Annotated in this window: 19 protein-coding genes; 16 read left to right on the top strand and 3 right to left on the bottom strand. The window is 59.6% G+C overall.

Features of this window, described 5'->3' with window-relative positions; all coding sequences use genetic code 11:
* Position 1 precedes the first annotated feature (1 nt).
* Positions 2-1,180, top strand: coding sequence for a sugar transporter (locus ACYZUM_RS11215; RefSeq protein ID WP_108182773.1), 1,179 nt, complete (start codon positions 2-4; stop codon positions 1,178-1,180).
* A 16-nt stretch (positions 1,181-1,196) separates the two neighbouring features.
* Here ACYZUM_RS11215 and ACYZUM_RS11210 read toward each other — a convergent pair whose 3' ends face one another.
* On the bottom strand, positions 1,197-2,126 hold the full coding sequence (locus ACYZUM_RS11210) for a LysR family transcriptional regulator (protein ID WP_095669104.1): 930 nt from the start codon (positions 2,124-2,126) through the stop codon (positions 1,197-1,199).
* Positions 2,127-2,395: 269 nt separating this feature from the next.
* Between ACYZUM_RS11210 and ACYZUM_RS11205 the strand changes: the two genes are divergently transcribed.
* The 4 genes from ACYZUM_RS11205 to pgm all read left to right on the top strand — a co-directional run bounded on the left by ACYZUM_RS11205 (position 2,396) and on the right by pgm (position 8,621).
* On the top strand, positions 2,396-3,418 hold the full coding sequence (locus tag ACYZUM_RS11205; RefSeq protein WP_041064212.1) for a zinc-dependent alcohol dehydrogenase family protein: 1,023 nt from the start codon (positions 2,396-2,398) through the stop codon (positions 3,416-3,418).
* A 550-nt stretch (positions 3,419-3,968) separates the two neighbouring features.
* Positions 3,969-5,429 (top strand): hypothetical protein, encoded by a 1,461-nt coding sequence (locus tag ACYZUM_RS11200; RefSeq protein ID WP_473061330.1) that lies wholly within the window; start codon positions 3,969-3,971, stop codon positions 5,427-5,429.
* A gap of 48 nt (positions 5,430-5,477) precedes the next feature.
* A complete protein-coding gene (locus ACYZUM_RS11195) occupies positions 5,478-6,878 on the top strand; it encodes a GntR family transcriptional regulator (RefSeq protein WP_108182772.1) in 1,401 nt (466 codons plus the stop codon).
* Positions 6,879-6,974: 96 nt separating this feature from the next.
* The gene (gene pgm, locus ACYZUM_RS11190) at positions 6,975-8,621 is read left to right on the top strand and encodes a phosphoglucomutase (alpha-D-glucose-1,6-bisphosphate-dependent) (RefSeq protein WP_108182771.1); all 1,647 of its coding nucleotides are present in this window, start codon (positions 6,975-6,977) and stop codon (positions 8,619-8,621) included.
* 183 nt (positions 8,622-8,804) lie between these two features.
* Here the strand turns inward: pgm and ACYZUM_RS11185 are convergent, their stop codons facing one another.
* Positions 8,805-9,500: a pirin family protein gene (locus ACYZUM_RS11185; RefSeq protein ID WP_041064200.1), complete on the bottom strand. Its 696-nt coding sequence runs from the start codon at positions 9,498-9,500 to the stop codon at positions 8,805-8,807.
* 276 nt (positions 9,501-9,776) lie between these two features.
* On the opposite strand from ACYZUM_RS11185, the gene ACYZUM_RS11180 reads away from it, so the two are divergent.
* A complete protein-coding gene (locus ACYZUM_RS11180) occupies positions 9,777-12,251 on the top strand; it encodes a UvrD-helicase domain-containing protein (RefSeq protein ID WP_108182770.1) in 2,475 nt (824 codons plus the stop codon).
* A 63-nt stretch (positions 12,252-12,314) separates the two neighbouring features.
* Here the strand turns inward: ACYZUM_RS11180 and ACYZUM_RS11175 are convergent, their stop codons facing one another.
* Positions 12,315-12,587 (bottom strand): DUF1652 domain-containing protein, encoded by a 273-nt coding sequence (locus ACYZUM_RS11175; protein ID WP_108182769.1) that lies wholly within the window; start codon positions 12,585-12,587, stop codon positions 12,315-12,317.
* A gap of 263 nt (positions 12,588-12,850) precedes the next feature.
* Here ACYZUM_RS11175 and ACYZUM_RS11170 point away from each other — a divergent pair, with 263 nt between their 5' ends.
* From ACYZUM_RS11170 to eprS, 10 genes are all read left to right on the top strand, one after another.
* Positions 12,851-13,666, top strand: coding sequence for a helix-turn-helix transcriptional regulator (locus ACYZUM_RS11170; RefSeq protein WP_041064192.1), 816 nt, complete (start codon positions 12,851-12,853; stop codon positions 13,664-13,666).
* 52 nt (positions 13,667-13,718) lie between these two features.
* Entirely contained in the window at positions 13,719-15,125 is a 1,407-nt protein-coding gene (locus ACYZUM_RS11165; protein ID WP_041064188.1) for an NAD(P)/FAD-dependent oxidoreductase, read from the top strand.
* 32 nt (positions 15,126-15,157) lie between these two features.
* The gene (locus ACYZUM_RS11160) at positions 15,158-15,502 is read left to right on the top strand and encodes a cupin domain-containing protein (RefSeq protein WP_041064185.1); all 345 of its coding nucleotides are present in this window, start codon (positions 15,158-15,160) and stop codon (positions 15,500-15,502) included.
* A 55-nt stretch (positions 15,503-15,557) separates the two neighbouring features.
* The gene (locus ACYZUM_RS11155) at positions 15,558-16,643 is read left to right on the top strand and encodes a polyamine ABC transporter substrate-binding protein (RefSeq protein WP_041064182.1); all 1,086 of its coding nucleotides are present in this window, start codon (positions 15,558-15,560) and stop codon (positions 16,641-16,643) included.
* A gap of 437 nt (positions 16,644-17,080) precedes the next feature.
* Positions 17,081-18,544: a serralysin family metalloprotease gene (locus tag ACYZUM_RS11150; RefSeq protein ID WP_041064176.1), complete on the top strand. Its 1,464-nt coding sequence runs from the start codon at positions 17,081-17,083 to the stop codon at positions 18,542-18,544.
* A 92-nt stretch (positions 18,545-18,636) separates the two neighbouring features.
* Entirely contained in the window at positions 18,637-19,065 is a 429-nt protein-coding gene (locus ACYZUM_RS11145) for an AprI/Inh family metalloprotease inhibitor (RefSeq protein WP_198758677.1), read from the top strand.
* A gap of 203 nt (positions 19,066-19,268) precedes the next feature.
* On the top strand, positions 19,269-21,044 hold the full coding sequence (locus tag ACYZUM_RS11140) for a type I secretion system permease/ATPase (RefSeq protein ID WP_108182767.1): 1,776 nt from the start codon (positions 19,269-19,271) through the stop codon (positions 21,042-21,044).
* On the top strand, positions 21,041-22,390 hold the full coding sequence (locus ACYZUM_RS11135) for an HlyD family type I secretion periplasmic adaptor subunit (protein ID WP_007963525.1): 1,350 nt from the start codon (positions 21,041-21,043) through the stop codon (positions 22,388-22,390). Before ACYZUM_RS11140 ends, ACYZUM_RS11135 begins: the two co-directional genes overlap by 4 nt.
* Positions 22,391-22,392: 2 nt before the next feature.
* Positions 22,393-23,757, top strand: a complete 1,365-nt coding sequence (locus ACYZUM_RS11130) for a TolC family outer membrane protein (RefSeq protein WP_047597221.1) — start codon at positions 22,393-22,395, stop codon at positions 23,755-23,757.
* Positions 23,758-23,929: 172 nt separating this feature from the next.
* On the top strand, positions 23,930-26,881 hold the full coding sequence (eprS, locus tag ACYZUM_RS11125; RefSeq protein ID WP_108182766.1) for an autotransporter serine peptidase EprS: 2,952 nt from the start codon (positions 23,930-23,932) through the stop codon (positions 26,879-26,881).
* The last annotated feature ends 102 nt before the right edge of the window (positions 26,882-26,983 follow it).

Raw genomic sequence — 26,983 nt, 5'->3', positions numbered from 1 at the left:
AATGAGTGATTCTACGGCGACAAACACCGGCAATTGGTACGCAGTCATTGCCCTGGCATTGGCCGCGTTTGTGTTCAACACCACCGAGTTTGTGCCTGTCGGGCTGTTGAGCTCGATCGGCAGCAGCTTCGACATGTCGACGGCGCAGGTCGGTTTGATGCTGACCATTTACGCGTGGGTGGTGTCTCTGACGTCGCTGCCGATCATGCTGCTGACGCGCAACGTCGAGCGACGCAAACTGTTGCTCGTGCTGTTCGCAATGTTTATCGCCAGCCACATTCTGTCGGGTCTGGCGACCAGCTTCGGGGTGCTGCTGGTGAGCCGGATCGGCGTGGCGCTATCGCATGCGCTGTTCTGGTCAATCACCGCTTCTCTGGCCGTGCGCCTGGCTCCACCGGGCAAGCAGGTTCAGGCGCTGGGCTTGCTCGCAACCGGTACTTCGCTGGCGATGGTGCTGGGCATTCCTCTCGGTCGCTTGCTGGGGGAGGCCATGGGCTGGCGCACCACGTTCATCGTGATTGCGGGCTTCGCGGCGGCGCTGGTGTTCTGTCTGGCGAAGGTGCTGCCGTTGCTGCCCAGCCAGAACTCGGGCTCGCTCAAGAGCCTGCCCATATTGCTGAAGCGACCTGCGCTGGTAGCCGTTTATGTGCTGACCGCTCTGGTGGTGACTGCACAGTTCACCGCTTACAGCTACATCGAGCCGTTCGTACTGACCGTGGCCAACATGAGCGGTGAGGTGGTGACGCTCCTGCTGTTGTTATTCGGCGGCGCCGGCATTTTCGGCTCGCTGCTGTTCAGCTATTTGCACAGCTATAACCCGCAACGTTTTCTGATCATCTGCGTATCGGTGCTCGCCTTGTGCCTGGCGTTGCTGTTGCCGTTCAGCGGCAATGTGTCGTACCTCGGCGTGCTGAGTGTGTTCTGGGGCATGGCGATCATGGGCTTCGGGCTGGCGCTGCAGTCGAAAGTCCTGGTGCTGGCGCCGGACGCCACCGACGTGGCGATGGCGCTGTTTTCCGGGATCTACAACATCGGCATCGGCGGCGGGGCGCTGGTGGGGAGCTGGGTCGGCAGCCAGTTCGGCTTTGCTTACGTCGGGCTTGTCGGCGGGCTGCTGGCGGCGTTGGCGTTGTCGTCTTACTGCGTGTCGATCTATCGCATCAGCCGGCCGAGGACTTGAGCCTTTGGCTGCCTGCTTAATGTGCGGGCAGCTCGAGGCTGTCTGGGTCGCCGAAGAACATCTGAATCCGCGACCGCAACCAGCGCTCCCCTGGATCGTTGTCCTGCGACCCACGCCAGGCCATGTGCAGCTCAAACGTGCGCGTCGGCAACGGCGGATCTTCTGCGCGCACACCGCCCGCTGCCGTCAGCGCATCCGCCGTGTAATCCGGCACCGTCGCGACGATGTCGGTACCGGCCAGCAACGTACTCAACCCGTTGAATTGGGGCACGGCCAGCACCACGTGGCGTTTGCGGCCGAGTTTCTCCAGCTCTTCATCAATGAAGCCACTGAGGTCGCCGGCGAACGACACCAGCGCATGGGGGCGGGCGCAGTAGTCGTCCAGGCTTAGCGGCCCCGGCACCGTATCGGCGCGCAGCAGTTTCGGCTGACTGCGCCGCAAGACCTTGCGCTTGGCGTTGGCCGGCAGGTCGGTGGTGTAGCTGACACCGATGGAAATTTCGCCGGAGGCCAGCAGGCTTGGCATCAATATGTAGTTGACCCGACGCACGACGAGAACGATCCCCGGTGCTTCGGCGCGAAGGCGCTTGAGCAGCATCGGCAGCAGGGCGAATTCGACGTCGTCGGACAGGCCGATACGAAATACCGAGGTGCTGGTGGCCGGATCGAAGTCCGCCGCTCGGCTGACAGCGGTGGAAATCGAGTCGAGTGCCGGCGAGAGCAGGGCGAAGATTTCCACGGCGCGAGCGGACGGTTCCATGCTGCGTCCGGTACGCACGAACAACGGGTCATCGAACAGGCTGCGCAGGCGCGAGAGCGCCGCACTGATCGCCGGCTGGCCGAGAAACAGCTTCTCGGCGGCGCGGGTCACGCTGCGTTCGTGCATCAGGGTTTCGAACACGATCAACAGGTTCAGGTCGACACGACGCAGGTCATTACGATTCATCTGGAGTCCTGGCAGAGTCATCAAGCTTGACGAGAGCGACCATATGAGAACAATGGCCGGCATGAATATTACGGGGAAAGGCTGGTACTCTGCACCGCTAAATTCAGCTTTACCGAGCCGGTTGCGGCATTTTTTCATCGATTTTGCCAATGCCGTTCATACTGCGGAATCAATGACAGGCATGTCGACTATTAATAGCCACTGATAGTCTTGGGTCAAAAGCCCAGATAGAGTTCAGGGCATTAGAGGTTACTTTGACGAGGTTTGCGATGTCCCGCACGATCCGTTTTCACAAGTTTGGTCCGGCCGAGGTGCTCAAATGCGAAGAGCATGCGGCCGCTCAGCCAGGTCCTGGCGAAGTGCAGGTGCGTGTCGAAGCGATCGGCATCAGCTGGTATGACATTCTCTGGCGTCAGAACCTGGCCTCGTCCCAGGCACGCTTGCCGTCCGGTCTCGGCCATGAAATGGCCGGCGTGGTCACCGCGATCGGTGACGGTGTCGACGACCTGTCGGTTGGCGACAAGGTGGCCAGTTTTCCGGCCGAAAGCCCGAACGACTACCCGGTGTATGGCGAGCAGATTGTATTGCCGCGCACCGCGCTGACGCGCTATCCGGATGTGCTCAGCCCGATCGAAGCCAGCGTGCATTACACGCCGCTGTTGATCGCCTATTTCGCCTATGCCGATCTGGCGCGGGTCAAACCCGGGCAGTTTGCTCTGGTCACTGACGCCAGCCATTGCGCCGGTCCGTCCTTTGTCCAGTTGGGCAAAGCCATGGGGGTGCGGGTGATTGCCGCGACGAAAACCGCAGATGAGCGTGAATACCTGCTGTCGCTGGGTGCCGAGAAAGTCATCGTCACCGAGGAAGAAGATCTGTTGATGCGAATCAACAAAATCACCGACAACCGTGGTGTCGATGTGGTCTTTGACGGTCTTGGCGGCCCGCAGATGTCGTTGCTCGGTGATGTGCTTGCGCCGCGTGGCAGCCTCGTTTTGTATGGCCTGCAAGGCGGTAATCAGACACCATTCCCGGCCTGTGCGGCCTTTCAGAAGAACATTCAGTTCTTTGTGCACTGCATCGGCAATTTCACTGGCAAACCCGAGCTCGGTATCACTCAGGATCACGTCGCCTTGCAGCGGGCCCTGCGTGACATCAACCAGCTCACCGCCGACCGCGTATTGCTGCCGCTCAAGACTCGGGTCTTCCCGTTCAACGAGTTCGTTGAGGCGCATCGTTACATGGACGAGTGCCCATGCCGCGAGCGGGTCGCCCTGCAGGTCGAACCCGCGTAACTCCCCCCTCCGATCAGAGTCCGTGGCCCCACGGACTCCAGCGTGTTGCTCCCTTGCCATCACAACAGTTGCCGGATTCAGTGCCTGGCTGTCTGTGCATCTGAACCGGTTTTTGCTCGCGATCTGTATCTTTTAATCGCCCTCTAAGCCCTGATAATTGAATGATTACTTTCATCTCAAGGAATGAGCCATGTCTGTGCATTCTGTTTTCTATTCCGTGTTGAATAATTCATCTCGCGAGCGATATGCCGGTTTCTGTTTAATCGGTGTAGGGTCTTTCCTATTATCGTTCTGCTTTTCTTGTACTCAATGTTCGTGGGACGCTGTAAGAAGTTTCCTCAGATGTTTTTCTATCAGGGAAAACCCAGCGCGGGCAGGGGGTTGCGTCACTTAGGGTGGTGTTATTGTCGACTTCTCAGGTGCAAGTGTTTCAAATAACTTCAAAATCATAAGTGTTAGTATTTGATCGTCTATTACTTATTGATGAATTTATTGCGCCAGTGTCTTCACTGATGTGCGATATGAATTTTTTACGCCGGGTAAAGTACTGATGAGCACGATCCATGATCAGGCAATGAACTATGTCTACCAGCAAGTACTGCAACGTTTGCTGAGTTTCTTTTCCAGAGCCGAACGGACTGCGCTGCAGTTGCTGATCCAGCGGCTGATGGTCGCCGCCGGCGGAGCGGAACGCATGGGGGAATACAAGGTTCTGGTGACACCGTCCGGTACTCGTGACAGCTGCTACACCCTGGCGTTGTTGCGCGCCGCTCAGCTGAGTATCGCCGGCCGCGCCCCCGCCACCTTCCAGTTGCGTGTCGCCGTCCTGCGCAGCGGCAGCATGGGCGGTGCCGCACTCGACAATCTGCACCGCAGCTTTGCTGCACTGTTTCTTTATGATGACCCCCGGGTCGAAATGCTGATGGTTGATCATCGTCAAGTACTGCCGTTCAATCACCAGAAGTCACCCGACAAGGACAGTGCGGATGCCAATCGCATCAATCTTCTGATGATGGGCCATCGCCGGGCAAGGGACGAGCCGCTTGAATTGTGGGACGACGTTTGCCTGGCGCGGGCCGAGTTTTGCGGCCAGATTGCCCGCTGGAACAATGGTGTTGACGCCTGGGTTGCCAGTGAGTCGCCGCGGCGTCAGAAGCAATTCATCAATGATCTCGCGCGAGCGGTGCAGAAAGCCGGCCTGGAGGCTCTGCCATCCAATGCCGTCTCATTCGATGACTTGTTCGCGGTTCTCGACGGCCTGGGAGGGGATCTGTATCGCGGTCTTTACGCCGAATCCGAACTATTGCGCTGGCGTCCCGAAGACGGATTCGAGTCATGCCGTCGCACTACATTCGTCGATATTCACGACATGGCGGTGGGCAAGCTGGAGGAGCGCTGGCCGTTGCTTAGCGAGTTTCTCGGGTTTCAGGCGGAGGAGTGGGTATTTCACCATGGCGAAGGTGAATACGCCGATCCTTTGATTGAGGCCCATCTTCGCGGCCTTGAGGCCGAGTTCATTGACGGAAGCGGTTATGGATGCGGTTTTGCGGAACATGTTCAGCGCACGCTGGTAAGAATGCAGCAAATGCAAGTGCCGGATCCGGTTTGTGAGCAGATGATCGCGAGGCTAGGGTTACAGCAGACTGAGGCGTTGCGTGAAGAGGCGGCAACAGCTCTGCACCAGACCTACGGTCTTAACGAAGCGCAATGGGTGTGTCTGCTGTTCACGCCGTTCATCGAGCGGGGGGCCGGGCTTGAGCGGTTTCTGCGCAGTTGTCATCCCGGCATGTTGGTGGCATTGCCCGATTTGCACCGGGCAATGCAAGGGCTGCACGGCCCCGAGCAAGTGTTGCAATGGATGACGGATGTCAGCGGGCTGCCGATCAGGCTGATCGGGCATCTCTACGCCATGGAGCCACTGCCGGCCCGTGGTGCTGCCCGGTCGGCAGGAGGCGCGGCGGATGCTGGTAATGCCGACACCGGCGTGGGTGGCCGGTCAGCGGAGCGTTGAGGTGAGTGATTCATCCTTCAGAGCGCCTGTCGTCCCGGTATCGGGCTCATGAAAGGGGTACGAGAGCCCGGTTTTGCTTATCAGGCCGTTTATCGTTACCTGATGCGATTGATGGCGGAGACGACCGGTAATGACAACGCCAGGCTACCGTCGCTGCGTCAGCTGGCAGAGCGTCTCAATGTGTCGATTTCGACCATTCAATATGCTTATTCGTTGCTGGAGAAAGAAGGGCGGGTCTATTCAGTTGCCAAGTCCGGTTATTACGCCCGGGCGTTAGCGGATCTGTCGTCTCCAGCCGTTGGCAATGACCTGCTTGAAACGCTCTACGTCAATGCGCGGCGCCCGGGAATGCGGCTGTTGAGCGCCGAAGACCCGGTCTCCGTGCAATCGCTGGACAGCCCGTTGCTATTGCTCGAGCGCGAACTGCTGCGGCAGTACCCCCGGCAACCGACGCCGCTTGATCAACCTTGCGGTGAGTTTGAATTACGCACGGTCGTGGCAGCCCGCTACACCACTTCACCGCAGCAGTGCTGGCACGCCGAGGATGTCTACATCGGTGCGGATCTGCGCGGGGTGCTGGAAATTCTGGTTGCCGTTCTACAGCTCAAACACGCAACGGTTCTGGTCGAATCGCCCTGCGACTGGGTCATACTGCGGTTGCTGCAGGCAGCAGAGGTACGCGTAATCGAGTTGCCCCTGCAGGCCTGCGGCGGTCTGGAACCGCAACGCCTGGAAGCGCTGCTCAACACTGAACATGTCAGGTTGGTGGTGCTTTCTTCGGGGTTGAGTATGCCGCGTGGCACACAGGTTCCTGCAGGCAACCGCAGCCGCATCGCCGGGCTGCTTGTCAAACACGGCGCCTGGGTTCTGGAAAACGATTGTTATGGTGAGCTTGGCGAAGTCATGGACGGCGATTGCCTGCGTGACTTGCTGGATCCTGATCGGCTGCTGGTCTTCTCCACGTTCGAAAAATTCATCGGAATCGAAGCACCTTACGGGTTCGTGTTGTCGCGCCAATGGAAGAGCGAATTACTGCGACATTTTCTGATGCGTTCGTTCCGACTGTCGCCCATCCGCCAGAAGGCTATCGCTCGACTGTATGGAAACGGTCGGATCGATCAGCATCTGCATGTCCTTCGCCGGCTGCTCAGGGAGCGTCGAACGCCCATGATCCATTTGCTGCGCGAACGCTTGGGCGATGCACTGCAGGTCGTTGAACCGCAGGGCGGCGCGACTGTCTGGGTGCGGGCAAGGCGTGCGGTGGACATGCGCGACGTGTTTCAACGCCTGCTCAGACAACAGATTCTGATCGCGCCGGGAGAACTGTTCAGTTTGCAGGGTTTGCACCATCGGCATTTGCGTCTGAACGTGCTGGATCACGGGGAAACCGGCTTGAACGGGGCGATTGCAATGCTCGGGGATGCATTGCGTCTGGCTGCTGTGGAATGAACGTTGGAAACCGTCGGATAGATCCCGTCGCGCTGCGGTCAAACTGCCAGTAAACTGCGCTGTATTTCCTGAACCACTCTATTTCTGAGGTTTTGCATGACTATCAGTCCTTTTGCGGGCAAACCGGCACCAGCAGAATTGTTGGTCGACATCCCGCGACTGGTAACGGCTTATTACACCGGCCAACCGGATGCTTCGATTTCCACCCAGCGTGTGGCGTTTGGTACTTCCGGGCATCGGGGCAGCTCCTTTGACCTGAGCTTCAATGAGTGGCACGTTCTGGCGATCAGTCAGGCCATCTGCCTGTACCGCGAAGCACAGGGCATTGATGGCCCGTTGTTTGTCGGTATCGACACTCACGCACTGTCGACTCCGGCCGGAGCCAGTGCGTTGGAAGTGCTGGCAGCCAACGGCGTGACCGTGATGATCGCCGAAGGCGACGAATACACGCCGACGCCGGCGGTTTCGCATGCGATTCTCTGCTACAACCGTGACCGCACTTCTGGCCTGGCCGATGGCATCGTCATCACGCCGTCGCACAATCCGCCACAAAGTGGTGGTTACAAATACAACCCTACCAATGGCGGCCCGGCCGACACCCATATCACCAAGTGGATCGAAGCCAAGGCCAACGAACTGCTGGCCAACAAGCTGGTGGGTGTCAAACGCATCAGCTACGAGCAGGCGCTCAAGGCGAGCACCACGCACCGCCATGACTACCTCAACACCTACGTCGCCGACCTGATCAACGTGATCGACTTCGATGCCATTCGTAGCGCCAAATTGCGCCTGGGTGTCGATCCGCTGGGTGGAGCAGGGGTGCGTTACTGGTCGGCAATTGCCGAGCATTATCGTCTTGATCTGGACGTTGTTAACAAACAGGTCGATTCGACGTTCCGTTTCATGACGGTCGACTGGGATGGACAGATACGTATGGACCCATCGTCCAGCCATGCCATGCAAGGTTTGATCGGTCTCAAGGAGCGTTACGACGTGGCCTTCGCCTGCGACCCGGATCACGATCGTCACGGCATCGTCACCCCGTCGGGTGGTCTGCTGGCACCGAACAACTATCTGGCGGTATCCATCGATTACCTGTTCCAGAACCGCCCGCAATGGCGCGCCGACGCTGCCGTGGGTAAAACCGTGGTCAGCAGTGGCCTGATTGATCGTGTGGCCAAGCGCCTGGGTCGGCGCTTGTATGAAGTCCCGGTCGGCTTCAAATGGTTTGCCGATGGCCTGTTCGACGGCTCATTGGGTTTTGGTGGCGAGGAGAGTGCCGGCGCTTCGTTCCTGCGCAAGGATGGCGGCGTCTGGAGTACCGACAAGGACGGCCTGATTCCAGCTCTGCTGGCGGCTGAAATGACCGCGCGTACCGGTCGTGACCCAAGCCAGGCCTATCGCGCCCTGACCGATGAGCTGGGCGAACCGTTCTCGGTGCGCGTCGATGCCAAGGCCAACCCTGAGCAGAAAGCCCTGCTGAGCAAACTGTCGCCGGAGCAAGTGACGTCGACCGAACTGGCGGGCGAGAAGATTCAGAGCATTCTCAGCCATGCGCCGGGCAACGATCAGGCCATCGGCGGTTTGAAGGTGATGACCGAAAACGGTTGGTTCGCCGCGCGTCCTTCGGGCACCGAAGACATCTACAAGATCTACGCTGAAAGCTTCATTGGCGACGACCACCTCAAGCAGCTGGTGGCTGAAGCGCAAACCTTGGTGGATGGCGCAATCAGCACCAAGTGATCTTCAGGGAGGTGAGTTCTTTGTGTGGTGAGGGGATTTATCCCCGATGGACTGCGTAGCAGTGCGCTCCATTGAAAAGACGGCCGCTTTGCGGCCTATCGGGGATGAATCCCCTCGCCACAAAAGCTGCAAAAAATGGGCGACCATGACGGTCGCCCCTTTTTTTACCTGCATATCAGGCGATCAAGCCAGATCCACCAAAACGATTTCGCTGTCTTCGAGTGCCGTCACCGTCAGTACCGCCTCCTGCTCGACGGCAACGCCATCTCGAGCTTGCGCACGCAAGCCATTGACTTCAATCAGGCCGGTGGCGGGCACCAGATACGCACGGCGTCCTGCATCCAGTTGATACTCAGCGGTTTCTCCCGCCTTGAGATTGGCTGCAACCAATCGCGCATCGGCGCGAATGCGCAAGCTCTGATCATCGCCATCCTTGCCGCTGGCCAGGGTGACAAAGCCTTCGCGCTGACCTTTGGGGAACGGTTTGGCACCCCACGATGGCGGCGCCCCGGTTTCCGTCGGCAGAATCCAGATCTGAAAGATTCGGGTCTCCTTGTCTTCCAGGTTGTATTCGCTGTGTGCGATGCCGGTACCGGCGCTCATGACCTGCACGTCGCCGGCTTCAGTGCGTCCCTTATTACCAAGGTTGTCCTGGTGAGTAATCGCACCTTCACGCACATAGGTGATGATTTCCATGTCGCGGTGCGGGTGTAACGGGAACCCGGTGCCGGCGGCGATCACGTCGTCATTCCACACCCGCAGATTGCCCCAGTTCATGCGTTGCGGGTCGTAGTATTCGGCGAACGAAAAGTGGTGATGGGCATCCAGCCAGCCGTGATGAGCGCCGCCCAGCGTGTTGAAAGGTCTGAGTTCAAGCATGATCGTCTCCTCAAAGGTCCGTCATGGGGCGCAACGCCAGAGCCACGAAGCGAGACCGTCGGTTAATGACGGGCATCATCCATCAGTCAATCATCGATAAAAAGCGTAAAAAGTGCGGCATTCTCATCGAATCCGTTGATGAGAAGCGGGTTCGAAACGGTCTCATCCCACTTTCACTTCATCGCCTAAACCAATGAGCTGTAAGCATTTCGCTAGAACTCAGGGGCAAATAAAGACACCATAGCCGCAACAGCCTCACACACTGGAGCCCTCAGCGTGGCGCAACACACTCCCGATCTGCCTCCCGAACTCCGTCCACTGGCCGAGATGCCATGGTTCAAGCGTCTGGCCGCGCGTTTCTTCGGCCACGGCCTGACACGCTTGCGCGCTCAACACCGCGCGTCATGGTTGCACGGTCAGGCTGACGGCTTTCGCAGTGGCCATACCGCTGGCGTGGAGTACGGCTTCAAGGAGGGCAAACTCGAAGGCCTGGAGGAAGGTCGGCAAGTGCTGTTGATTCGTGACAGTCGCAGCACCGAACATCGTCCGCCGAACGTGGACAATCATTTGTTCGACGACTGGCGCCTGCCCCTCAGTGCCGAGCTGAAGAAGCGTATGAAGGCCGATGTGGCGCGGTTGCTGCCCGAACATGCTCAGCCAAGCGCCGCGCAATGGAAGATGATTTTCAGTGATACGCCTTCGACCTCGGTGATTGCCGGTGCCGGAGCGGGCAAGTCGACGACGCTGGTACTAAGGCTTCTGTTGCTCACTCACTACCTGGGCTTTGAACTTGATTCGATGACCGTGGTGACCTTCACCCGCGAGTCGCGCAAGGACTTCATCAACAAACTGATCGAATTGTTTGCGCTCTGGGGTTTAGCCCTGAGCCTGAAACAGGCGCGGGAACTGGTGCGCACCTTTCACTCGCGGATTCTGCCGATGGTGCGCAGTCTGCCGGGATTTGAGCGCTTGCAGGCGTTCGAGAACCTCAGCGACCGAATTCAGGGTGCTGACGAAGAGGTCGACAGCAATCCATTCGATTTGCGGATCAACGACGCTCAGCGCCGCCAGCTCAATGCCTGTTACCACCGGTTGTTCACGGAAGACGAGCGTTTCCGTCAGCTCATTCAGCCGTTGGCCAAGGCGGGTTTGCAGCTCAAGGAGCTGGAACGCGATCACCCGGACGTGCAAAAGCGCATGGCGGTGACAGAGTTGGCGGCCAAGCGCGATGAAGAGCTGTGCGATGCCATCGAAGACTTGTGGTTTCGCGCAGGTGCCTGGCCGATCAAAGGCATCGAGCCCAGCCGGCAAACGTTCGAGATCAACGGTTCGACCTTTCACTGCCATGGCTACATTCCCAGCCTCGATGCCTGGGTGATGCTCGGGTTTGATCCTCGGGAAAACCCGCAGATCTGCCGACCCAATGCCAGGCTCGGGGTGCGTGCTGAGTGGGCAGTCAAGCGCACCCTGTTTCAAGCTTTCTGTCGTAAGCCATTGATTTGGTTGGATAGTTACGAAGCTTCGAAGCGGGTCTTGTCGACGTTGGCAGGCGACGCGAGCGCCGGTCCAGGCTTCGATTACAAGGTCAAAGGTGAGCTGGTTTCGGCGCCGCTGCTGGACTGCTTTGTCGCGGCGGCCGGCTTCATCGAAAACCTCGGGCTGGACGTGCCGGACGCTGTCGGCCGGATGAGTTTTGCCAAGGATGATCCGGACCGGTTCTTCTTTGAGGCGCTGAGCCTGTTCTGGCGTGCCCTGGAAGATCATTTGCTCGATCAGAAACCGCCGGTGATGACCTATAACCGGATGTTTGCGCTGTTCAGCGAACATTCGCCAGAGAACCTCAAACTGCTCAGTGACGAGCTGCTGCGCCCCATGTCGCACTTGATGATCGACGAGTTTCAGGACGTTTCGCCGCAAATCGTCTCCTGGATCCGTGCCAGTCTGGCGGAAATCCGCAGTCGTGGCCCGGCGATGCATGTTGGGCGAGGCGCGCAGCGTTCGTCGTTGCTGTGTGTGGGCGATGACTGGCAGTCGATCTACGGCTGGCGTGGCAGTTCACCGAGTTATTTCATGGAATTCAACAAGGAATTCCCTTCACCGGGCACTACACGGGTGATGCTCAGCGACAATTACCGCAGTCATCAACACATCATCGATGCCGCTGAACACATCGTCCGTGCAGCGCCGGCAATCCCGGGCAAAAAAGCCAAAGCCAGCGGCGCCCCCAAGGCCTTGCAGCCGGTGAGCGTGCTGGAACGCGATGATCAGGCTTTGGGGCTGCGCCTGGCCGAACACTACAATCGCGGCGACTCAATCTTGATGCTGTATCGAAAAAGCAGTGATAAGTCATTGATTGAACAGCATATTCAGTCTGTAGTTAATGTTGATTCGAGCTTGCCGTATGAAGCGCGACGCCTGAAACAACTGACTTACCACAGTGCCAAGGGACTGCAGGCCGATGCGGTGTTTCTGCTGGGTGACTGCCAGCACCTGACCAGTTCTCCGTACAAAAACCAGGTGTATCGCATGGCTGGCCTGGGCAAGGCTGGCGACAGTGAGCCCTATGACACGGCGCAAAAGGACGAGATATTGCGGCTGGCGTATGTCGGCATCACCCGGGCGGTCAGCCATTGCTATTGGTACGTCGAGCCGCAGGACGCTCAGTCAGTCAATATGCCGAGAGCGTCTGACCGGGTGGCCCAGGACAAGGCATTCTTCGTCGATCAGCGGAAGCAGCCGCAGACTGCGTGATGCACGTCCGCGCACAAAAAAGCCCGCCGGAATTGGCGGGCTTTTTCATAAAAAAACAAAGGCTTAAGCGTAACTCTTGAGAGACTCTGGAGGAATGAAAGTCTCCAGTTCGTCTTCCACGGCTTCGATGATTCGTTCGACATCGGCCGCGTTCATCACCGTGGCGCAGGGAATGCCGGCGATGGCGATCACGGTTTCACCGCTGGCACGATCGAACAGTCGGGCAATCATGCTGCCCGGCGCATCCATCGTCGCTTCAAAACCCATTGGATGAAAATGCCAGCGCATCAACTGGCACGCGTTGGGGAAGGTGACTTTACTGGAACCTTTATTCATGTGTTGCCCGCCTTCTTCATCGAGCGATTCCTTTTGCTCATGTTAGGTGGGAAGAGCCTTCATTGGCTCAACCGGTCAGTGACGTTAAAAGTAGCATCCGCATGTGAATTTTCCGTGAGCTTTTTCAGTTCATTTTGCGATTGCTGCGCATTTTTTGATGTAAGTCACGCCTCCATCACTCATCGCCAAAAGGCCAGTACGGTTTACTGATTGATCGTCAGGATGAAGTTGGGCAAGCTCGGTGCTTTTGCGCAGAGCCCTTTATGCATGTCGACGACGACGGCCCAGAACAGACCCCGGCCACGGCCGCTACGGTCATGCGCTATCACTTGAGCTGGAAACATCGCGACCTGGACAGCGTCATGGCGTTGTACCACCCGGACGTTCAGTACAACGATTTCTTTCAGAACCGGGTGCTCGGTTTTGATGAGTTACGTGAGTACGTGCGTGTCAGCATGCCGCGAGAATCCGACGAAGCGCTGGAGCATTGCGACCGGATCCGCGTGGATGGCAACACTGCCTACATTCAGTACGAAGTGACCTTGCGCGGTGGCGACGGACTGGTGTCGTTTCGTTCCAGTGAAGCGATCACGGTGAAGGACGGCCTGATCTGGCGGGTCAACGAATACGCCTCGCTGGTTCGCACGCCAACCAGTGGCACCGTCGCTCCCAGCCAGCGTCCGGCAGTGAGTCGACTGGGCCTGTCACCGCGCCAGATCAGTTTCATGGCCGAAGACCTGCAGCAATATTTCGAACGGCAACAGCCTTACCTCGATCCCGAGCTGGATCTGCAACGGGTGGCGAAGGAGTGCGGGTACAGCCGCAATCAGATTTCCTACCTGCTCAATCAGGTGCTGGGGCAGAGCTTCTATCGATACGTCAACCAGGCGCGCCTGCAGCATTTGCTCAAGTCACTGGATCACGCCACGCCACCGCTGCGTATCGATGAACTGGCATTTGCCGCCGGTTTCAACTCGCTGTCGGCATTCTACAGTTGCTTTCGCCAGCACACCGGCCAGTCGCCGAAGGCCTACGCCAAACAAATTTCTTTGCGGGCACGCGCGCAAGACAGCCGTTGAAGACTCGCACTAGGATCGACGCCATCGAAGGTTTTCAGTGGCGGAGTCTTGCATGCCGGCGTGGCGCACTATCAGTTTGTGGATGGATCAACTCGACGAGCCGCTGATCGCGCGGCCGGCGTTGGAACAGGATCTGGATGTCGACGTCGCCATCATCGGCGCCGGCTACACCGGGCTGTGGACCGCGTACTACCTGAAAAAACTCGCGCCGGGTCTGGATATCGCCATCATCGAGGCGCAAACCGCCGGTTTTGGTGCGTCCGGGCGCAATGGTGGCTGGCTGATGGGCAATCTGCTGGGCGAGGATCGACTGCTCGCCGGCCTCTCGCCACAACAACGCCGCGCCTCTTTTGATCTGCTGCACAGCATCCCCGATGAAGTGGAAGTTGTCCTCGAACGTGAGGGTATCGACTGCGATTATCGCAAGGGCGGGGTGCTGTACTGCGCCGCTCGCTACCCGGAACAGGAAGCCAGCCTGCGCGAATACCTCGACAAACTGCACGCCCAAGGCCTGACCGACAACGATTACCGCTGGCTGGGCCCCGAACAACTGGCGCAACAGATTCGCGTGGCAAAACCCTACGGCGGCATCTATGCGCCGCACGTGGCGACGATTCACCCGGCGAAGCTGGTGCGCGGTCTGGCGCGTACCGTGCAGAACATGGGCGTGAAGATCTACGAAAACAGCCCGGTCACGCACTGGCAGTCCGGTAGTTTGCGCACGGCCAGGGCCAGTGTGCGCAGCCGCTGGATCGTGCCGGCCGTTGAAGGCTATTCGGTAACGCTGCCGCCGCTGGGCCGCTATCAGTTGCCGGTGCAAAGTCTGATTGTCGCCACCGAACCGCTGTCGGCTGCGACCTGGGATGAAATCGGCCTCAACCGTGGCCAGGCCTTCAGCGAGTTCAGCCGTCAGGTCACTTATGGCCAGCGCAGTGCCGATAATCGCCTGATCTTCGGCGCTCGCGGGGGCTACCAGTTCGCCGGCAAGTTGCGCCACAACTTCGATCTGACCCGCGATGAAGTCGAACTGCGGCGCTATCTGTTCGGCGAGCTGTTCCCGCAACTGAAAAACGTGCAAATCACCCACGCCTGGGGCGGCAACCTCGGCATGTCACGGCATTTCAAGCCGCACATGCTTTGCGATCGGGCCAATGGCATCGCGTTGTCCGGCGGTTATGGCGGGGAAGGCGTGGGTGCCAGCAACCTCGGCGGCCGCACCCTGGCCGATCTGATTCTGGAGCGCGACACCGAACTGGTGCACCAGCCGTGGGTGCTGCAGGACGGCGGGATTCATGCGTTGCGCGCCTGGGAGCCGGAACCGTGCCGCTGGCTCGGTTACAACGCGATCATCAAAAGTTTTGTCCACGAAGACCAGACCCTGGCTAATCCGGCCACCGCACCGTGGCGGCGCAAGCTCGCCAGTCAAGTCGCGGGCTTCATGGAAGGTTTCATGCACTAACCGCCGTTTTCTTCACAAGACAGGTCACACCCATGAGCATTACGCAGTTCAAGAACACCGCCAGCCTGCAACTGGACGAATCCAACCCGGTCGCCGTGCCGATCGGCGAGCCGGTCGCGATGGCCTCGACCACCAGCGTCGAGCGCGACGACGGCGTCGAAACCGGCGTCTGGGAATGCACCCCGGGGCGCTGGCGCCGGCAGATCACCGCGCAGGAGTTCTGCCATTTCATTTCCGGGCGTTGCACGTTCACCCCGGACGACGGCGGTGAAACCCTGCACATACAAGGTGGCGACGCACTGATGTTGCCGGCCAACACGCTCGGTATCTGGGATATCCAGGAGACGGTGCGCAAGACCTACGTGCTGATTTTCTGATTGTTTGATCCTTTGATTGCCTGCCAACAAAAATAGCCACCACAGGAATCACCTCATGATCCAGAAAACCCTCGCTCTGGCGCCGCTGCTGCTGGCTGCCTCCATTAGCCATGCCGCCGAAACGGTGAAGATTTACAACTGGTCCGATTACATCGCGCCGGATACCACGAAAAACTTTCAGAAAGACACCGGCATCGGCGTCACCTACGACGTCTATGACAGCAACGAAACCCTCGACGGCAAGTTGATGACCGGTAAATCCGGTTACGACGTCGTGTTCCCGTCCAACCACTTCATGGCGCGGCAGATCCAGGGCGGGGCGCTGAAGAAGCTCGACAAGAGCCAGTTGCCGAACTGGAAGAACCTCAACCCGGTGTTGCTCAAGGCCTTGCAGGTCAATGACCCGGATAACGAGCACGGTTTTCCGTACCTGTGGGGCAGTACCGGGATCGGCTACAACGTCGCCAAGGTCAAAGCGGTGCTGGGCGACAACGCGCCGGTGGATTCCTGGGACCTGATTTTCAAACCCGAGTACATGGAAAAGCTGCAGAAGTGCGGTGTCGCGATCCTCGACAACGGTCCGGAATTGTTGCCGGCGGCACTCAACTACCTGGGTTTGCCACCGCATAGCAAGAACCCCGAGGATTACAAGAAAGCCGAAGCACTGCTGATGAAAGTGCGGCCGTATGTCAGCTACTTCCACTCCTCGAAATACACCAGCGACCTGGCCAATGGCGATATCTGCGTGGCGGTCGGCTTTTCCGGCGACATCCTGCAAGCGGAAAATCGCGCCAAAGAAGCGAAGAACGGCATCGACATTGGTTACGCGATTCCCAAGGAGGGCGCGGCAATCTGGTTCGACATGGTCGCCATGCCCGCCGATGCGCCGGACGAAAAGGCGGGGTACGCGTTCATGAACTACCTGCTGCGCCCGGACGTGATGGCCGGCATCAGCAATTACGTGCACTACGCCAATGGCAACCAGCAGGCCGACGGGCTTATCGACCCGGCCATCAAAAGTGACACCAAGGTCTATCCGAGCCCGGAGATGATGGGCAAGCTGTTTGCGCTGGAAGCCATGCCGCTGAACATCGACCGGATCCGCACCCGTGTCTGGAACAAAATCCGTACCGGTAGCTGAGCCAACCCCAAACCCTGTAGGAGCTGCCGCAGGCTGCGATCTTTGATTTTAAAATCGAAAGATCGCAGCCTGCGGCAGCTCCTACAGAAAATCGCGTTAATTTAGTTGATATCAATACACTGGCATTGCACTAATAGAGTGCAGGAAAGTGAGACGCGTCTAACAAAAAACAACTTACCAATATTTAATATTTAAATAGAAAATCGTCAGACAATTGGGGGCGGTGAAACCGGGTAAAACAATCTTTCGACCCCGCAGGCTTTGTTTACGGTAGTTTTGCGCAACAGTGCAATTTGATCTCAAAAAAAGGCTAGACGTATGATTTCAAATTGTGTCAGGTTCGTTACGCCTTCATTGGGCGAGTGATAGGACGATCTCGCCAGGGATCGTCGCTATCTGACAAAAACTGTTCCATTGCTAAACAAGGAAGTGTGTTTATGTCGAAAGTAAAAGCTAACGCTATTGATATCACCGCAGACACATTCGTGCCTGTGGGTGCAGTGCAGTCTCTGGCGGCAACCAGTTCCGCCTGGAATCAGATCAATAGCTTCAGCCATCAATACGATCGTGGCGGCAACCTCACGGTCAATGGCAAACCCTCCTTCTCGGTGGATCAAGCCGCCACCCAACTGCTGCGAGACGGTGCTTCCTGGCACGACCTCGACAACAGCGGCAAGATCGAACTGACCTACACTTTTCTGACCGCCAAAACCGCTAACTTCAGCGGTCTGGGCGTCACCGGTTTCAGTCAGTTCAGCTCCCTGCAGAAGGCCCAGGCCGTGCTCGCCATGCAATCCTGGGCGGATGTCGCCAACGTGACGTTCACCGAAGCTTCCCGTGGTGGCGACGGTCACATGACCTTCGGCAACTACAGCGGCGGCCAGGAAGGCGCGGCGGCGTTTGCGTTCCTGCCAGGCACCGAGCCAGGTTATGACGGTCAGTCCTGGTATCTGACCGGCAGTGGCTACGACGTCAACAAAACCCCGGGTCTGAACAATTACGGGCGTCAGACCCTGACGCACGAAATCGGCCACACCCTGGGCCTGTCTCACCCTGGCGACTACAACGCCGGCGAAGGCAACCCGACTTACAAGGATGCTTCCTACGGGCAAGACACCCGCGGTTACAGCCTCATGAGTTACTGGAGTGAAAGCAACACCGCCCAGAACTTCAGCAAGGGCGGTGTGGAAGCCTATGCCTCCGGCCCGCTGATGGACGACATTGCCGCGATCCAGAAGCTGTACGGCGCCAACCTGACGACCCGTACCGGTGACACCACCTACGGCTTCAACTCCAACGCCGGTCGCGATTTCCTCAGCGCCTCGTCGTCGAGCGACAAGCTGGTGTTCTCGGTGTGGGATGCGGGCGGCAAGGACACCTTCGACTTCTCGGGTTTCACCCAGAACCAGAAGATCAACCTCAATGAAGCCTCGTTCTCCGACGTGGGCGGCATGATCGGTAACGTATCCATCGCCAAGGGTGTGACCATCGAGAACGCCATCGGCGGTTCGGGCAACGACCTGCTGATCGGTAACAGTGCGTCCAACGAGCTCAAGGGCGGTGCCGGCAACGACATCATCTACGGCGCCGGTGGCGCGGATAAACTGTGGGGCGGTTCGGGTTCGGACACTTTCGTGTTCGCCTCCAGCTCCGACTCCAAGCCGGGTGCAATCGACCAGATCCTCGATTTCGTCAGCGGTCTGGACAAAATCGACCTGAGCGCCATCACCAACGGCTCCGGCCTGCACTTTGTCAGCAGCTTCACCGGTTCGGCCGGCGACGCGATCCTGACCTCGTCGGGCGGCAACAGCCTGTTGTCGGTGGACTTCTCCGGGCACGGCGTGGCGGACTTCCAGGTCAGCACCGTTGGCCAGGCAGCAACCAGCGACATCGTGGCGTGATGTAAACGGGAAAGCGGCGCTTGATGCGTCGCTTTCTTTGCTTGCATCGTGTTGATTGCTGGGCAAGGCTAGGTGCCGGAGCGAATTTTCTGATGATCCGTAAAGTTTTTACCTACAAGGGAATGGCGTGGCTTTCGGCGGCGCTGATCATGATTTCTGGAGAAGCAACCATGGCAAGCAGCCTCAGACTGGAAGACCCCTCCGTGTTCGCCGGGCAGTGGCAGGCGATTCTGACTGCACCCGATGACGCCCCAGAGGCGCAGGCATTGCAGGATAAACCCTCGAACACCTGTCTGATCGATCTGGAACCCAACCAGACACTGGGCAAGGGCGCCGAATGCCTGGGGGCATGGCTTGAGCAAGCGCCAGTCGGCTGGTTTCCTGATCCGGACGGCTTGTCGATTACCGGCAAGGAAGGTTCAAGAATCCAGTTCTTCAGCCGACAACGTGATGGGCTTTATCTGAGCACTTTGAAGTCGGGGCTGGTGATTACGCTGACGCGCCATACACCGCAGCCGTGAACAACGGCACCGACTGAGCGGTTGACTATAAGGTTTGATGTTGCAGTTATAAGCAACAGCTCAATGCAACGACTGGCGTTGAACTGTTGAAAGTTGTTATTGAAGTGTAAATGCAAGTTGAAAGAACCCGTCCGGTCTGTGCACGGATAATTAATAGAAGCGTCTCGCCAAAGAATGGCGGGGATTACATTCAGGAATAATCAATGAAGATGGCGAAGGCCCCAGCCACCGCTCCCTTATTCAAGGCTTTGGGTGACTATAAAAGCATACTGATCAGCGTGGGGTGCTTTACCGCACTGATTAACGTGCTGATGCTGGTGCCCTCCATTTATATGCTGCAGGTCTACGACCGCGTGCTGTCTTCGCAGAACGAAACCACCCTGGCGATGCTGTCCTTGATGGTGGTCGGCTTCTTTGCCTTCATCGGCATGCTGGAAGTGGTGCGCAGCTTCATCGTGATCCGCATCGGCAGCCAACTGGAGCGCCGCTTCAACCTGCGGGTGTATCAGGCGGCGTTCGAACGCAACCTGTTCAAGGGCGAGGGCAACGCCGGGCAATCGCTGGGCGACCTGACCCACATTCGCCAATTTGTCACCGGGCCAGCCCTGTTCGCGTTTTTCGACGCGCCGTGGTTCCCGGTCTACCTGTTCGTGATTTACCTGTTCAACGTCTGGCTCGGGGTCCTCGCCACGGCGGGTGCGCTGCTGCTGATCGCGCTGGCGTGCCTCAACGAATACATGACCAAGAAGCCGCTGGGCGAAGCTGCCGGTTACTCGCAGAAATCCAGCCAACTGGCGACCAGTCACCTGCACAACGCCGAAACCATTCAGGCCATGGGCATGCTCGGTGCGTTGCGCAAGCGCTGGTTCGGCGTGCATTCGCGCTTCCTCGGTCTGCAGAATCAGGCCAGCGACACCGGTGCGGTGATCAGCTCGATCAGTAAAACCCTGCGCCTGTGCCTGCAATCGCTGGTGCTGGGTCTTGGCGCGTTGCTGGTGATCAAGGGCGACATAACGGCCGGGATGATGATCGCCGGTTCGATCCTGATGGGCCGGGTGCTGAGCCCGATCGATCAGTTGATCGCCGTCTGGAAACAGTGGAGCGGGGCGAAGCTCGCCTACCGCCGTCTGGATGCCTTGCTGCAGGCGTTCCCGCCGAGCGACGAGGCCATGGCGTTGCCTGCGCCAAAGGGCCAGATTGCCTTTGAGCAAGTCAGTGCCGGCCCTCCGGGGCAGCGCGCGGCGACCCTGCACATGGTCAACTTCGCGATTGGCGCGGGCGAAGTGCTGGGCGTGCTCGGTGCTTCCGGGTCCGGCAAGTCGACCCTGGCCCGAGTGCTGGTCGGCGTGTGGCCGACCCTGGGTGGCACCGTGCGCCTGGACGGTGCCGACATCCATCGCTGGAACCGCGACGAGCTCGGCCCCTATATCGGCTACCTGCCACAAGACATCGAACTGTTCAGCGGCAGCATCGCCGAAAACATTGCCCGGTTCAGTGAAGCCAACCCGGAAAAGGTCGTGGCTGCCGCGCAACAGGCTGGCGTGCACGAGATGATTCTGCGGATGCCGCAAGGTTATGACACACAGTTGGGCGAGGACGGCAGCGGTCTGTCCGGCGGACAGAAGCAGCGTGTCGCATTGGCGCGCGCCCTGTATGGCGACCCGAGCCTGGTGGTGCTGGATGAGCCGAACTCCAATCTCGACACCGTCGGTGAGGCCGCGCTGGCCAGCGCCATCGCCCAGCTCAAGGCCAAGGGCACGACCGTGGTGCTGGTCACACACCGCTCTTCGGTACTGGCCCAGGCCGACAAGTTGCTGGTGCTCAACGACGGTCGTCTGCAGGCATTCGGCAACAGCCAGGATGTACTCAAGGCGCTGTCCGGCGCTCAGGAACAATCACGGGAAAAATCTGCGCAGGCACCGGGCGGGCTCAGCATGAGCCGGCAGTACCAGCCCACGACAAGGAATTCGGGTGTATGAGCAGCGCCAGCATGAACACTGAAAACGAAGCCTCCATGGAACACGCATACGTCACCGAGCGCCCGGAGCGCGATGCGAAATTCTTCGCGCGCATGGGCTGGATTCTGGCCATCGTCGGCGCCGGCAGTTTCTTCACCTGGGCCGCACTGGCGCCGCTGGATCAAGGCATTCCGGTGCAGGGCACCGTGGTGGTGTCGGGCAAGCGCAAAGCCGTGCAGTCAATGAGTGCCGGCGTGGTCAGCCGGATTCTGGTGCGCGAAGGCGAGATCGTGAAACAGGGCCAGCCACTGTTCCGCCTCGACCAGACCCAGGTCGCGGCCGACGTGCAGTCGCTGCAAGCCCAGTACCGCATGGCGTGGGCCAGCCTCGCGCGCTGGCAGGCCGAGCGCGATAACCTCAAGCAGGTGACCTTTCCGGCAGAGTTGAGCAATGATCCGGATCCGCGTCTGGCGCTGGTCCTTGAAGGCCAGCGTCAACTGTTCAGCAGCCGCCGTGAAGCGTTTTACCGCGAGCAGGCCGGTCTGCGCGCCAGCATCGAAGGTGCCACCGCGCAACTGGCGGGCATGCGTCGCGCCCGCACCGACCTCAACGCCCAGGCCGATTCGCTGCAGCAACAACTGAGCAACCTGCAGCCGCTGGCGGACAACGGCTACATCCCGCGCAACCGCTTGATGGAGTACCAGCGGCAGCTGTCGCAAGTGCAGCAGCAACTGGCGGAAAACACCGGTGAAAGCGGCCGGGTAGAGCAGGGCATCCTCGAATCGCGCCTGAAGCTGCAACAGCATGGCGAGGAATATCAGAAGGAAGTGCGCACGCAACTGGCCGACGCGCAGCTCAAAAGCGTGACCCTGTCCGAGCAACTGACTTCGGCCGGTTTCGACTTGCAGCACAGCGAGATCCTCGCCACCGCCGACGGCGTGGCGGTCAACCTTGGCGTGCACACCGAAGGCGCCGTGGTGCGTCAGGGCGAAACCCTGCTGGAGATCGTCCCGCAAGGCACCACCCTGGAAGTCGAAGGGCACTTGCCGATCAACTTGATCGACAAGGTCGGCACGCATCTGCCGGTCGATATCCTGTTCACCGCGTTCAACCAGAGCAAGACCCCGCGTGTACCGGGTGAGGTCAGCCTGATTTCCGCCGACCAGATGGTCGACGAGAAAACCGGCGTGCCGTACTACGTGTTGCGCAGCAGCGTCAGTGATCAGGCGATGGAAAAACTCCACGGCCTGGTGATCAAGCCCGGTATGCCGGCGGAAATGTTCGTGCGCACGGGCGAACGTTCACTGCTCAACTACCTGTTCAAACCGCTGCTCGATCGGGCCGGCTCCGCGTTGACCGAAGAATAAGGATGTTCGGCTGTATGAATAAGCTTTCGATGTTGGGGGCGGCGTTCGCGCTGCTCGCAGGAAACAGCGCACTGGCGGCCATGGGGCCATTCGAGGTCTACGAACAGGCATTGCGCAACGATCCGGTGTTCCTCGGCGCGATCAAGGAGCGCGACGCGGGCCTGGAAAACCGCATCATCGGCCGCGCCGGGCTGTTGCCGAGACTGGGTTACAACTACAACCGGGGTCACAACACCTCGAAGGCCACGCAACTGACCGCTCGCGGCAACCTGACCGAAGACCGCAACTACAACAGCTACGGCTCGACCCTGACCTTGCAGCAACCGTTGCTCGACTACGAAGCTTATGCGGCGTATCGCAAAGGCGTGGCGCAGTCGCTGTTCGCCGACGAGGCGTTTCGCGGCAAGAGTCAGGAGCTGCTGGTACGGGTGCTGGACAACTACACCAAGGCCTTGTTCGCCCAGGATCAGATCGATATCGCCCAGGCCAAGAAGAAGGCTTACGAGCAGCAGTTCCAGCAGAACGAACACATGTTCAAACAGGGCGAGGGCACGCGCACCGACATTCTGGAAGCCGAGTCGCGCTACGAACTGGCGACCGCCGAAGAGATCGAGGCGCGCAACGAGCAGGACGCCGCGCTGCGTGAACTGGGCGCGCTGGTCGGCGTGCAGACGGTGGATATCAGCGAGCTGGCACCACTGGATCAGAACTTCCAGACCTTTGCGTTGATGCCGGCCAACTACGACACCTGGCATGAGCTGGCGATCAGCAACAACCCCAACCTGGCGTCGCAACGGCAAGCGGTAGAAGTGGCCAAGTACGAAGTCGAGCGCAACCGCGCCGGGCACCTGCCGAAAGTCAGTGCCTATGCGTCGATCCGCAAGACTGAATCGGACAGCGGCAACACCTATAACCAGCGCTATGACACCAACACCATCGGCTTTGAAGTCAACGTGCCACTGTATGCCGGTGGCGGGGTGTCGGCCTCGACCCGTCAGGCCAGCCGCACCATGGAGCAGGCGGAATACGAACTCGACGGCAAGACCCGCGAAACCTTGATCGAACTGCGCCGCCAGTTCAGCGCCTGCCTGTCTGGCGTCAACAAGTTGCGTGCCTATCAGAAGGCCCTGGCGTCGGCTGAAGCGCTGGTGGTGTCGACCAAGCAAAGCATTCTTGGCGGTGAACGGACGAACCTCGATGCGCTGAACGCCGAACAGCAACTGTTTACTACCCGCCGCGATCTGGCTCAGGCGCGCTATGACTATTTGATGGCCTGGACCAAGCTGCATTACTACGCGGGGACCTTGAACGAACAGGATCTGGCGCGGGTGGATGAGGCCTTCGGACAAGGCCCGAAAACCCAGTAACACTGAAAATCCTGTAGGCGCTTGAAGCAGAGCAAAAGATCGCAGCCTGCGGCAGCTCCTACATTGAGCAAGAACTGGCTGAACAGTAATCCCTGTAGGAGCTGCCGAAGGCTGCGATCTTTTGATCTGGCTGTCAGTGCCTGCAAAACAATAAGAAAAGTGAGTGGTGAACATGGACGTACGCATCAAGCCGGCAGCGGTCGGCACCCTGTTGCTCGCAGTTTCCATCGCGCAAGCCCATGCGCAGTACCTTGAATCCGGCAAGCCCGGCGATCCCGCCAGTTGGCGCAGCGCCGAATTCCAGCGCGACTGGGGCCTGGCGCGGATGCAGGCCGATCAGGCTTACGCCGCCGGTATCACCGGCAAAGGCGTGAAGATCGGCGCCCTCGATTCCGGCTTCGATGCCGCCCACCCTGAGTTCGCCAGCGACCGCTACCACCCGGTGCTGGCGTCCGGCAGTTACGTCGACGGTTCGCTGTTCAGCGTCAATGGCACCCTCAACCCCAACAACGACTCCCATGGCACTCATGTGGTCGGCACCATGGGCGCCAGCCGTGACGGCACCGGCACGCACGGCGTGGCCTACAACGCACAGATCTACGTCGGCAACACCAACAACAACGACAGTTTTCTCTTCGGCCCCAAACCCGACCCGCGCTATTTCAAAGCCGCGTATGACGCGCTGGCCGCCGCCGGCGTACGTGCGATCAACAACAGTTGGGGCAGCCAGCCGCCGGATGTCAGTTACCGCACCCTGGCCGATCTGCACGCCGCGTACGCCCAGCACTGGAATCAGGGCACTTGGCTCGACGCGGCGGCGGACGTCTCGCGCCGTGGCGTGATCAACGTGTTCAGTGCCGGCAACAGCGGCTACCCGAACGCCAGCGTGCGCTCGGCGTTGCCGTACTTTCAGCCGGATCTGGAAGGCCACTGGCTGGCAGTCTCCGGGCTGGACCAAAGCAATCAGCAGAAGTACAACCAGTGCGGCATCGCCAAATACTGGTGCATCACCACGCCGGGGGCGAAGATCGACAGCACCATTCCGGGCGGCGGTTATGCGATCAAGTCCGGCACTTCAATGGCCGCGCCGCACGCCACCGGGGCCTTGGCGCTGGTGATGGAACGTTATCCGTACATGAACAACCAGCAGGCGCTCGACGTGCTGCTGACCACCGCCACGCAACTCGACGGGTCGGTCACCGATGCGCCGACCGAGCGGGTCGGCTGGGGCGTGGCCAACCTCGATCGGGCGATGCGCGGGCCGGGGCAACTGCTCGGCGCGTTCGATGCCAACCTGGCCGCCGGACAAAGCGATGTCTGGAGCAATGACATCTCCGATAAGGCCCTGATTCAGCGCCAGCGCGAAGACCTCGCCGAACACCGCGCCTGGCAGCAGACCCTGCAGGACAAAGGCTGGCAAAACGGTATTCCGGCCGGCGCCAGTCAGCAGGATCAGACCAACTACGCGGTCGGTATGGCGCGTGATGCCGCAGCGGCGACGCGGGTCTATCAGGGCAGCCTGATCAAGTCCGGGGCAGGGCGCTTGTTGCTGACCGGTGACAACACCTTCCGTGGCCCGACCACGGTCAATGGCGGCTTGCTCAGCGTCAACGGCTCGCTGGCCTCGGCGGTGACCGTCAACGACAGCGGCACCCTCGGCGGTTCGGGTCGGATCGCCTCGTTGAACGCCAACAGCGGCGGCCGCGTGGCACCGGGCAACTCCATCGGCACGTTGAACGTGACCGGTGACGTGACCTTCGCGCCAGGCTCGACCTACGCGGTCGAGCTGTCGCCGACCAGCAGCGACCGCATCGTCGCCGGCGGCAGCGCGAGCATCAGCGGTGCCACGGTCAGCCTGTCGCTGGAAAACAGCCCGACCCTGCTCAGCACCACTCAAGCGCGCAGCCTGCTTGGGCATTCGTACGACATTCTGCAAGCAGCCGGCGGCATTCAGGGTCAGTTCGGCGCGGTGCTGCCGGACTATCTGTTTATCGGCGGCAACCTCGACTACGCGGCCAACGCCATTCAGCTCGACATCCAGCGCAATGCGACCTCGTTCGCCAGCGTCGGGCGGACCCCGAATCAGCGTGCGGTGGCGACTGCAGTCGAAGGTTTGGGCGCCGGCAACTCGGTGTACGAAAGCTTGCTGCTGTCAGCGTCTGCAGCTTCGGCGCAACAGGCGTTCCAGCAACTCAGCGGGGAAATCTACCCGGCACTGGGCTCGATGCTGATCAATGACAGCCGCCAGTTGCGCGACGCGGTCGGCGAACGTCTGCACGATGCCAACGCCACGCCAGGCAATGGCTGGATCAAGGCCCTTGGCGCCTGGGGTTCGACCGACGCCGGTAACGACACTTCGCGCTACAGCACCTCGATCGGCGGCTTGCTCGCCGGTGTCGACGGCGCGCTGGATGAGCAGACGCGCATCGGTCTGGTCACCGGTTACAGCGACAGCTCGCTGAACATGGGCTCGGACACGCACTCGTCGGCCAAGGTCGACAGCTATCACCTCGGCGCTTACGCCGGTCACGACATCGGCGCCTGGCGCCTGAGCACCGGCGCGGCCTACAGCTGGCATCGCGCCGATGTGAAACGCGATCTGCAATACGGCGACGTCAGCGCCAAACAGAAAGCCAAGGTCGATGCGGCCACCACCCAGGTCTTCGGTGAAGCGGCTTATCGCCTGAACATGCAACCGGTCGCGCTGGAGCCGTTCGCCAACCTCGCTTACGTGCATCTGAACACTGAAGGCTTTACCGAAAAGGGCGACGCGGCGGCGCTGAAAAGCTCCGGCGATCAGCGCGACGCAGTGCTCAGCACTCTCGGTGTACGGGCGGTCAAGCGCTTCAATCTGTCGACTCAACAGTCGCTGGATGTCAGTGGTCGTCTCGGCTGGCAGCACAGCCTGAGCGACATCGACGCCGAACAGCATCTGCGCTTTGCCAGCGGCAGCACACCGTATTCGGTCGAGAGTTCGGCACTGGTGCGTGACGCGGCGCTGGTCGGCGTACAAGCCAGCCTGGCGTTGAGCAAGGACGTGCGGGTCAACCTCGATTACAACGGACAACTGGCCAACCGCGAGAAGAGCCACGGCGTGGGGCTGAGCCTGAACTGGCAATTCTGACGGAGGGCGTGCGCGTATCCCTGTAGGAGCTGCCGAAGGCTGCGATCTTTTGACTTTGATTTTTTAACAACAAGATCAAAAGATCGCAGCCTGCGGCAGCTC

This window comes from Pseudomonas sp. m6p (assembly GCF_055760375.1).
Note: the sequence above shows the minus strand (reverse complement) of the source record. Positions and strands in the feature narration are given on the sequence as shown.

Coding starts and splice junctions, on each gene's coding strand:
- ACYZUM_RS11215 (WP_108182773.1), top strand. CDS start 2: ATGAGTGATTCTACGGCGACAAACACCGGCAATTGGTACGCAGTCATT.
- ACYZUM_RS11210 (WP_095669104.1), bottom strand. CDS start 2,126: ATGAATCGTAATGACCTGCGTCGTGTCGACCTGAACCTGTTGATCGTG.
- ACYZUM_RS11205 (WP_041064212.1), top strand. CDS start 2,396: ATGTCCCGCACGATCCGTTTTCACAAGTTTGGTCCGGCCGAGGTGCTC.
- ACYZUM_RS11200 (WP_473061330.1), top strand. CDS start 3,969: ATGAGCACGATCCATGATCAGGCAATGAACTATGTCTACCAGCAAGTA.
- ACYZUM_RS11195 (WP_108182772.1), top strand. CDS start 5,478: ATGAAAGGGGTACGAGAGCCCGGTTTTGCTTATCAGGCCGTTTATCGT.
- pgm (WP_108182771.1), top strand. CDS start 6,975: ATGACTATCAGTCCTTTTGCGGGCAAACCGGCACCAGCAGAATTGTTG.
- ACYZUM_RS11185 (WP_041064200.1), bottom strand. CDS start 9,500: ATGCTTGAACTCAGACCTTTCAACACGCTGGGCGGCGCTCATCACGGC.
- ACYZUM_RS11175 (WP_108182769.1), bottom strand. CDS start 12,587: ATGAATAAAGGTTCCAGTAAAGTCACCTTCCCCAACGCGTGCCAGTTG.
- ACYZUM_RS11170 (WP_041064192.1), top strand. CDS start 12,851: ATGCATGTCGACGACGACGGCCCAGAACAGACCCCGGCCACGGCCGCT.
- ACYZUM_RS11165 (WP_041064188.1), top strand. CDS start 13,719: ATGCCGGCGTGGCGCACTATCAGTTTGTGGATGGATCAACTCGACGAG.
- ACYZUM_RS11160 (WP_041064185.1), top strand. CDS start 15,158: ATGAGCATTACGCAGTTCAAGAACACCGCCAGCCTGCAACTGGACGAA.
- ACYZUM_RS11155 (WP_041064182.1), top strand. CDS start 15,558: ATGATCCAGAAAACCCTCGCTCTGGCGCCGCTGCTGCTGGCTGCCTCC.
- ACYZUM_RS11150 (WP_041064176.1), top strand. CDS start 17,081: ATGTCGAAAGTAAAAGCTAACGCTATTGATATCACCGCAGACACATTC.
- ACYZUM_RS11145 (WP_198758677.1), top strand. CDS start 18,637: ATGATCCGTAAAGTTTTTACCTACAAGGGAATGGCGTGGCTTTCGGCG.
- ACYZUM_RS11140 (WP_108182767.1), top strand. CDS start 19,269: ATGAAGATGGCGAAGGCCCCAGCCACCGCTCCCTTATTCAAGGCTTTG.
- ACYZUM_RS11135 (WP_007963525.1), top strand. CDS start 21,041: ATGAGCAGCGCCAGCATGAACACTGAAAACGAAGCCTCCATGGAACAC.
- ACYZUM_RS11130 (WP_047597221.1), top strand. CDS start 22,393: ATGTTCGGCTGTATGAATAAGCTTTCGATGTTGGGGGCGGCGTTCGCG.
- eprS (WP_108182766.1), top strand. CDS start 23,930: ATGGACGTACGCATCAAGCCGGCAGCGGTCGGCACCCTGTTGCTCGCA.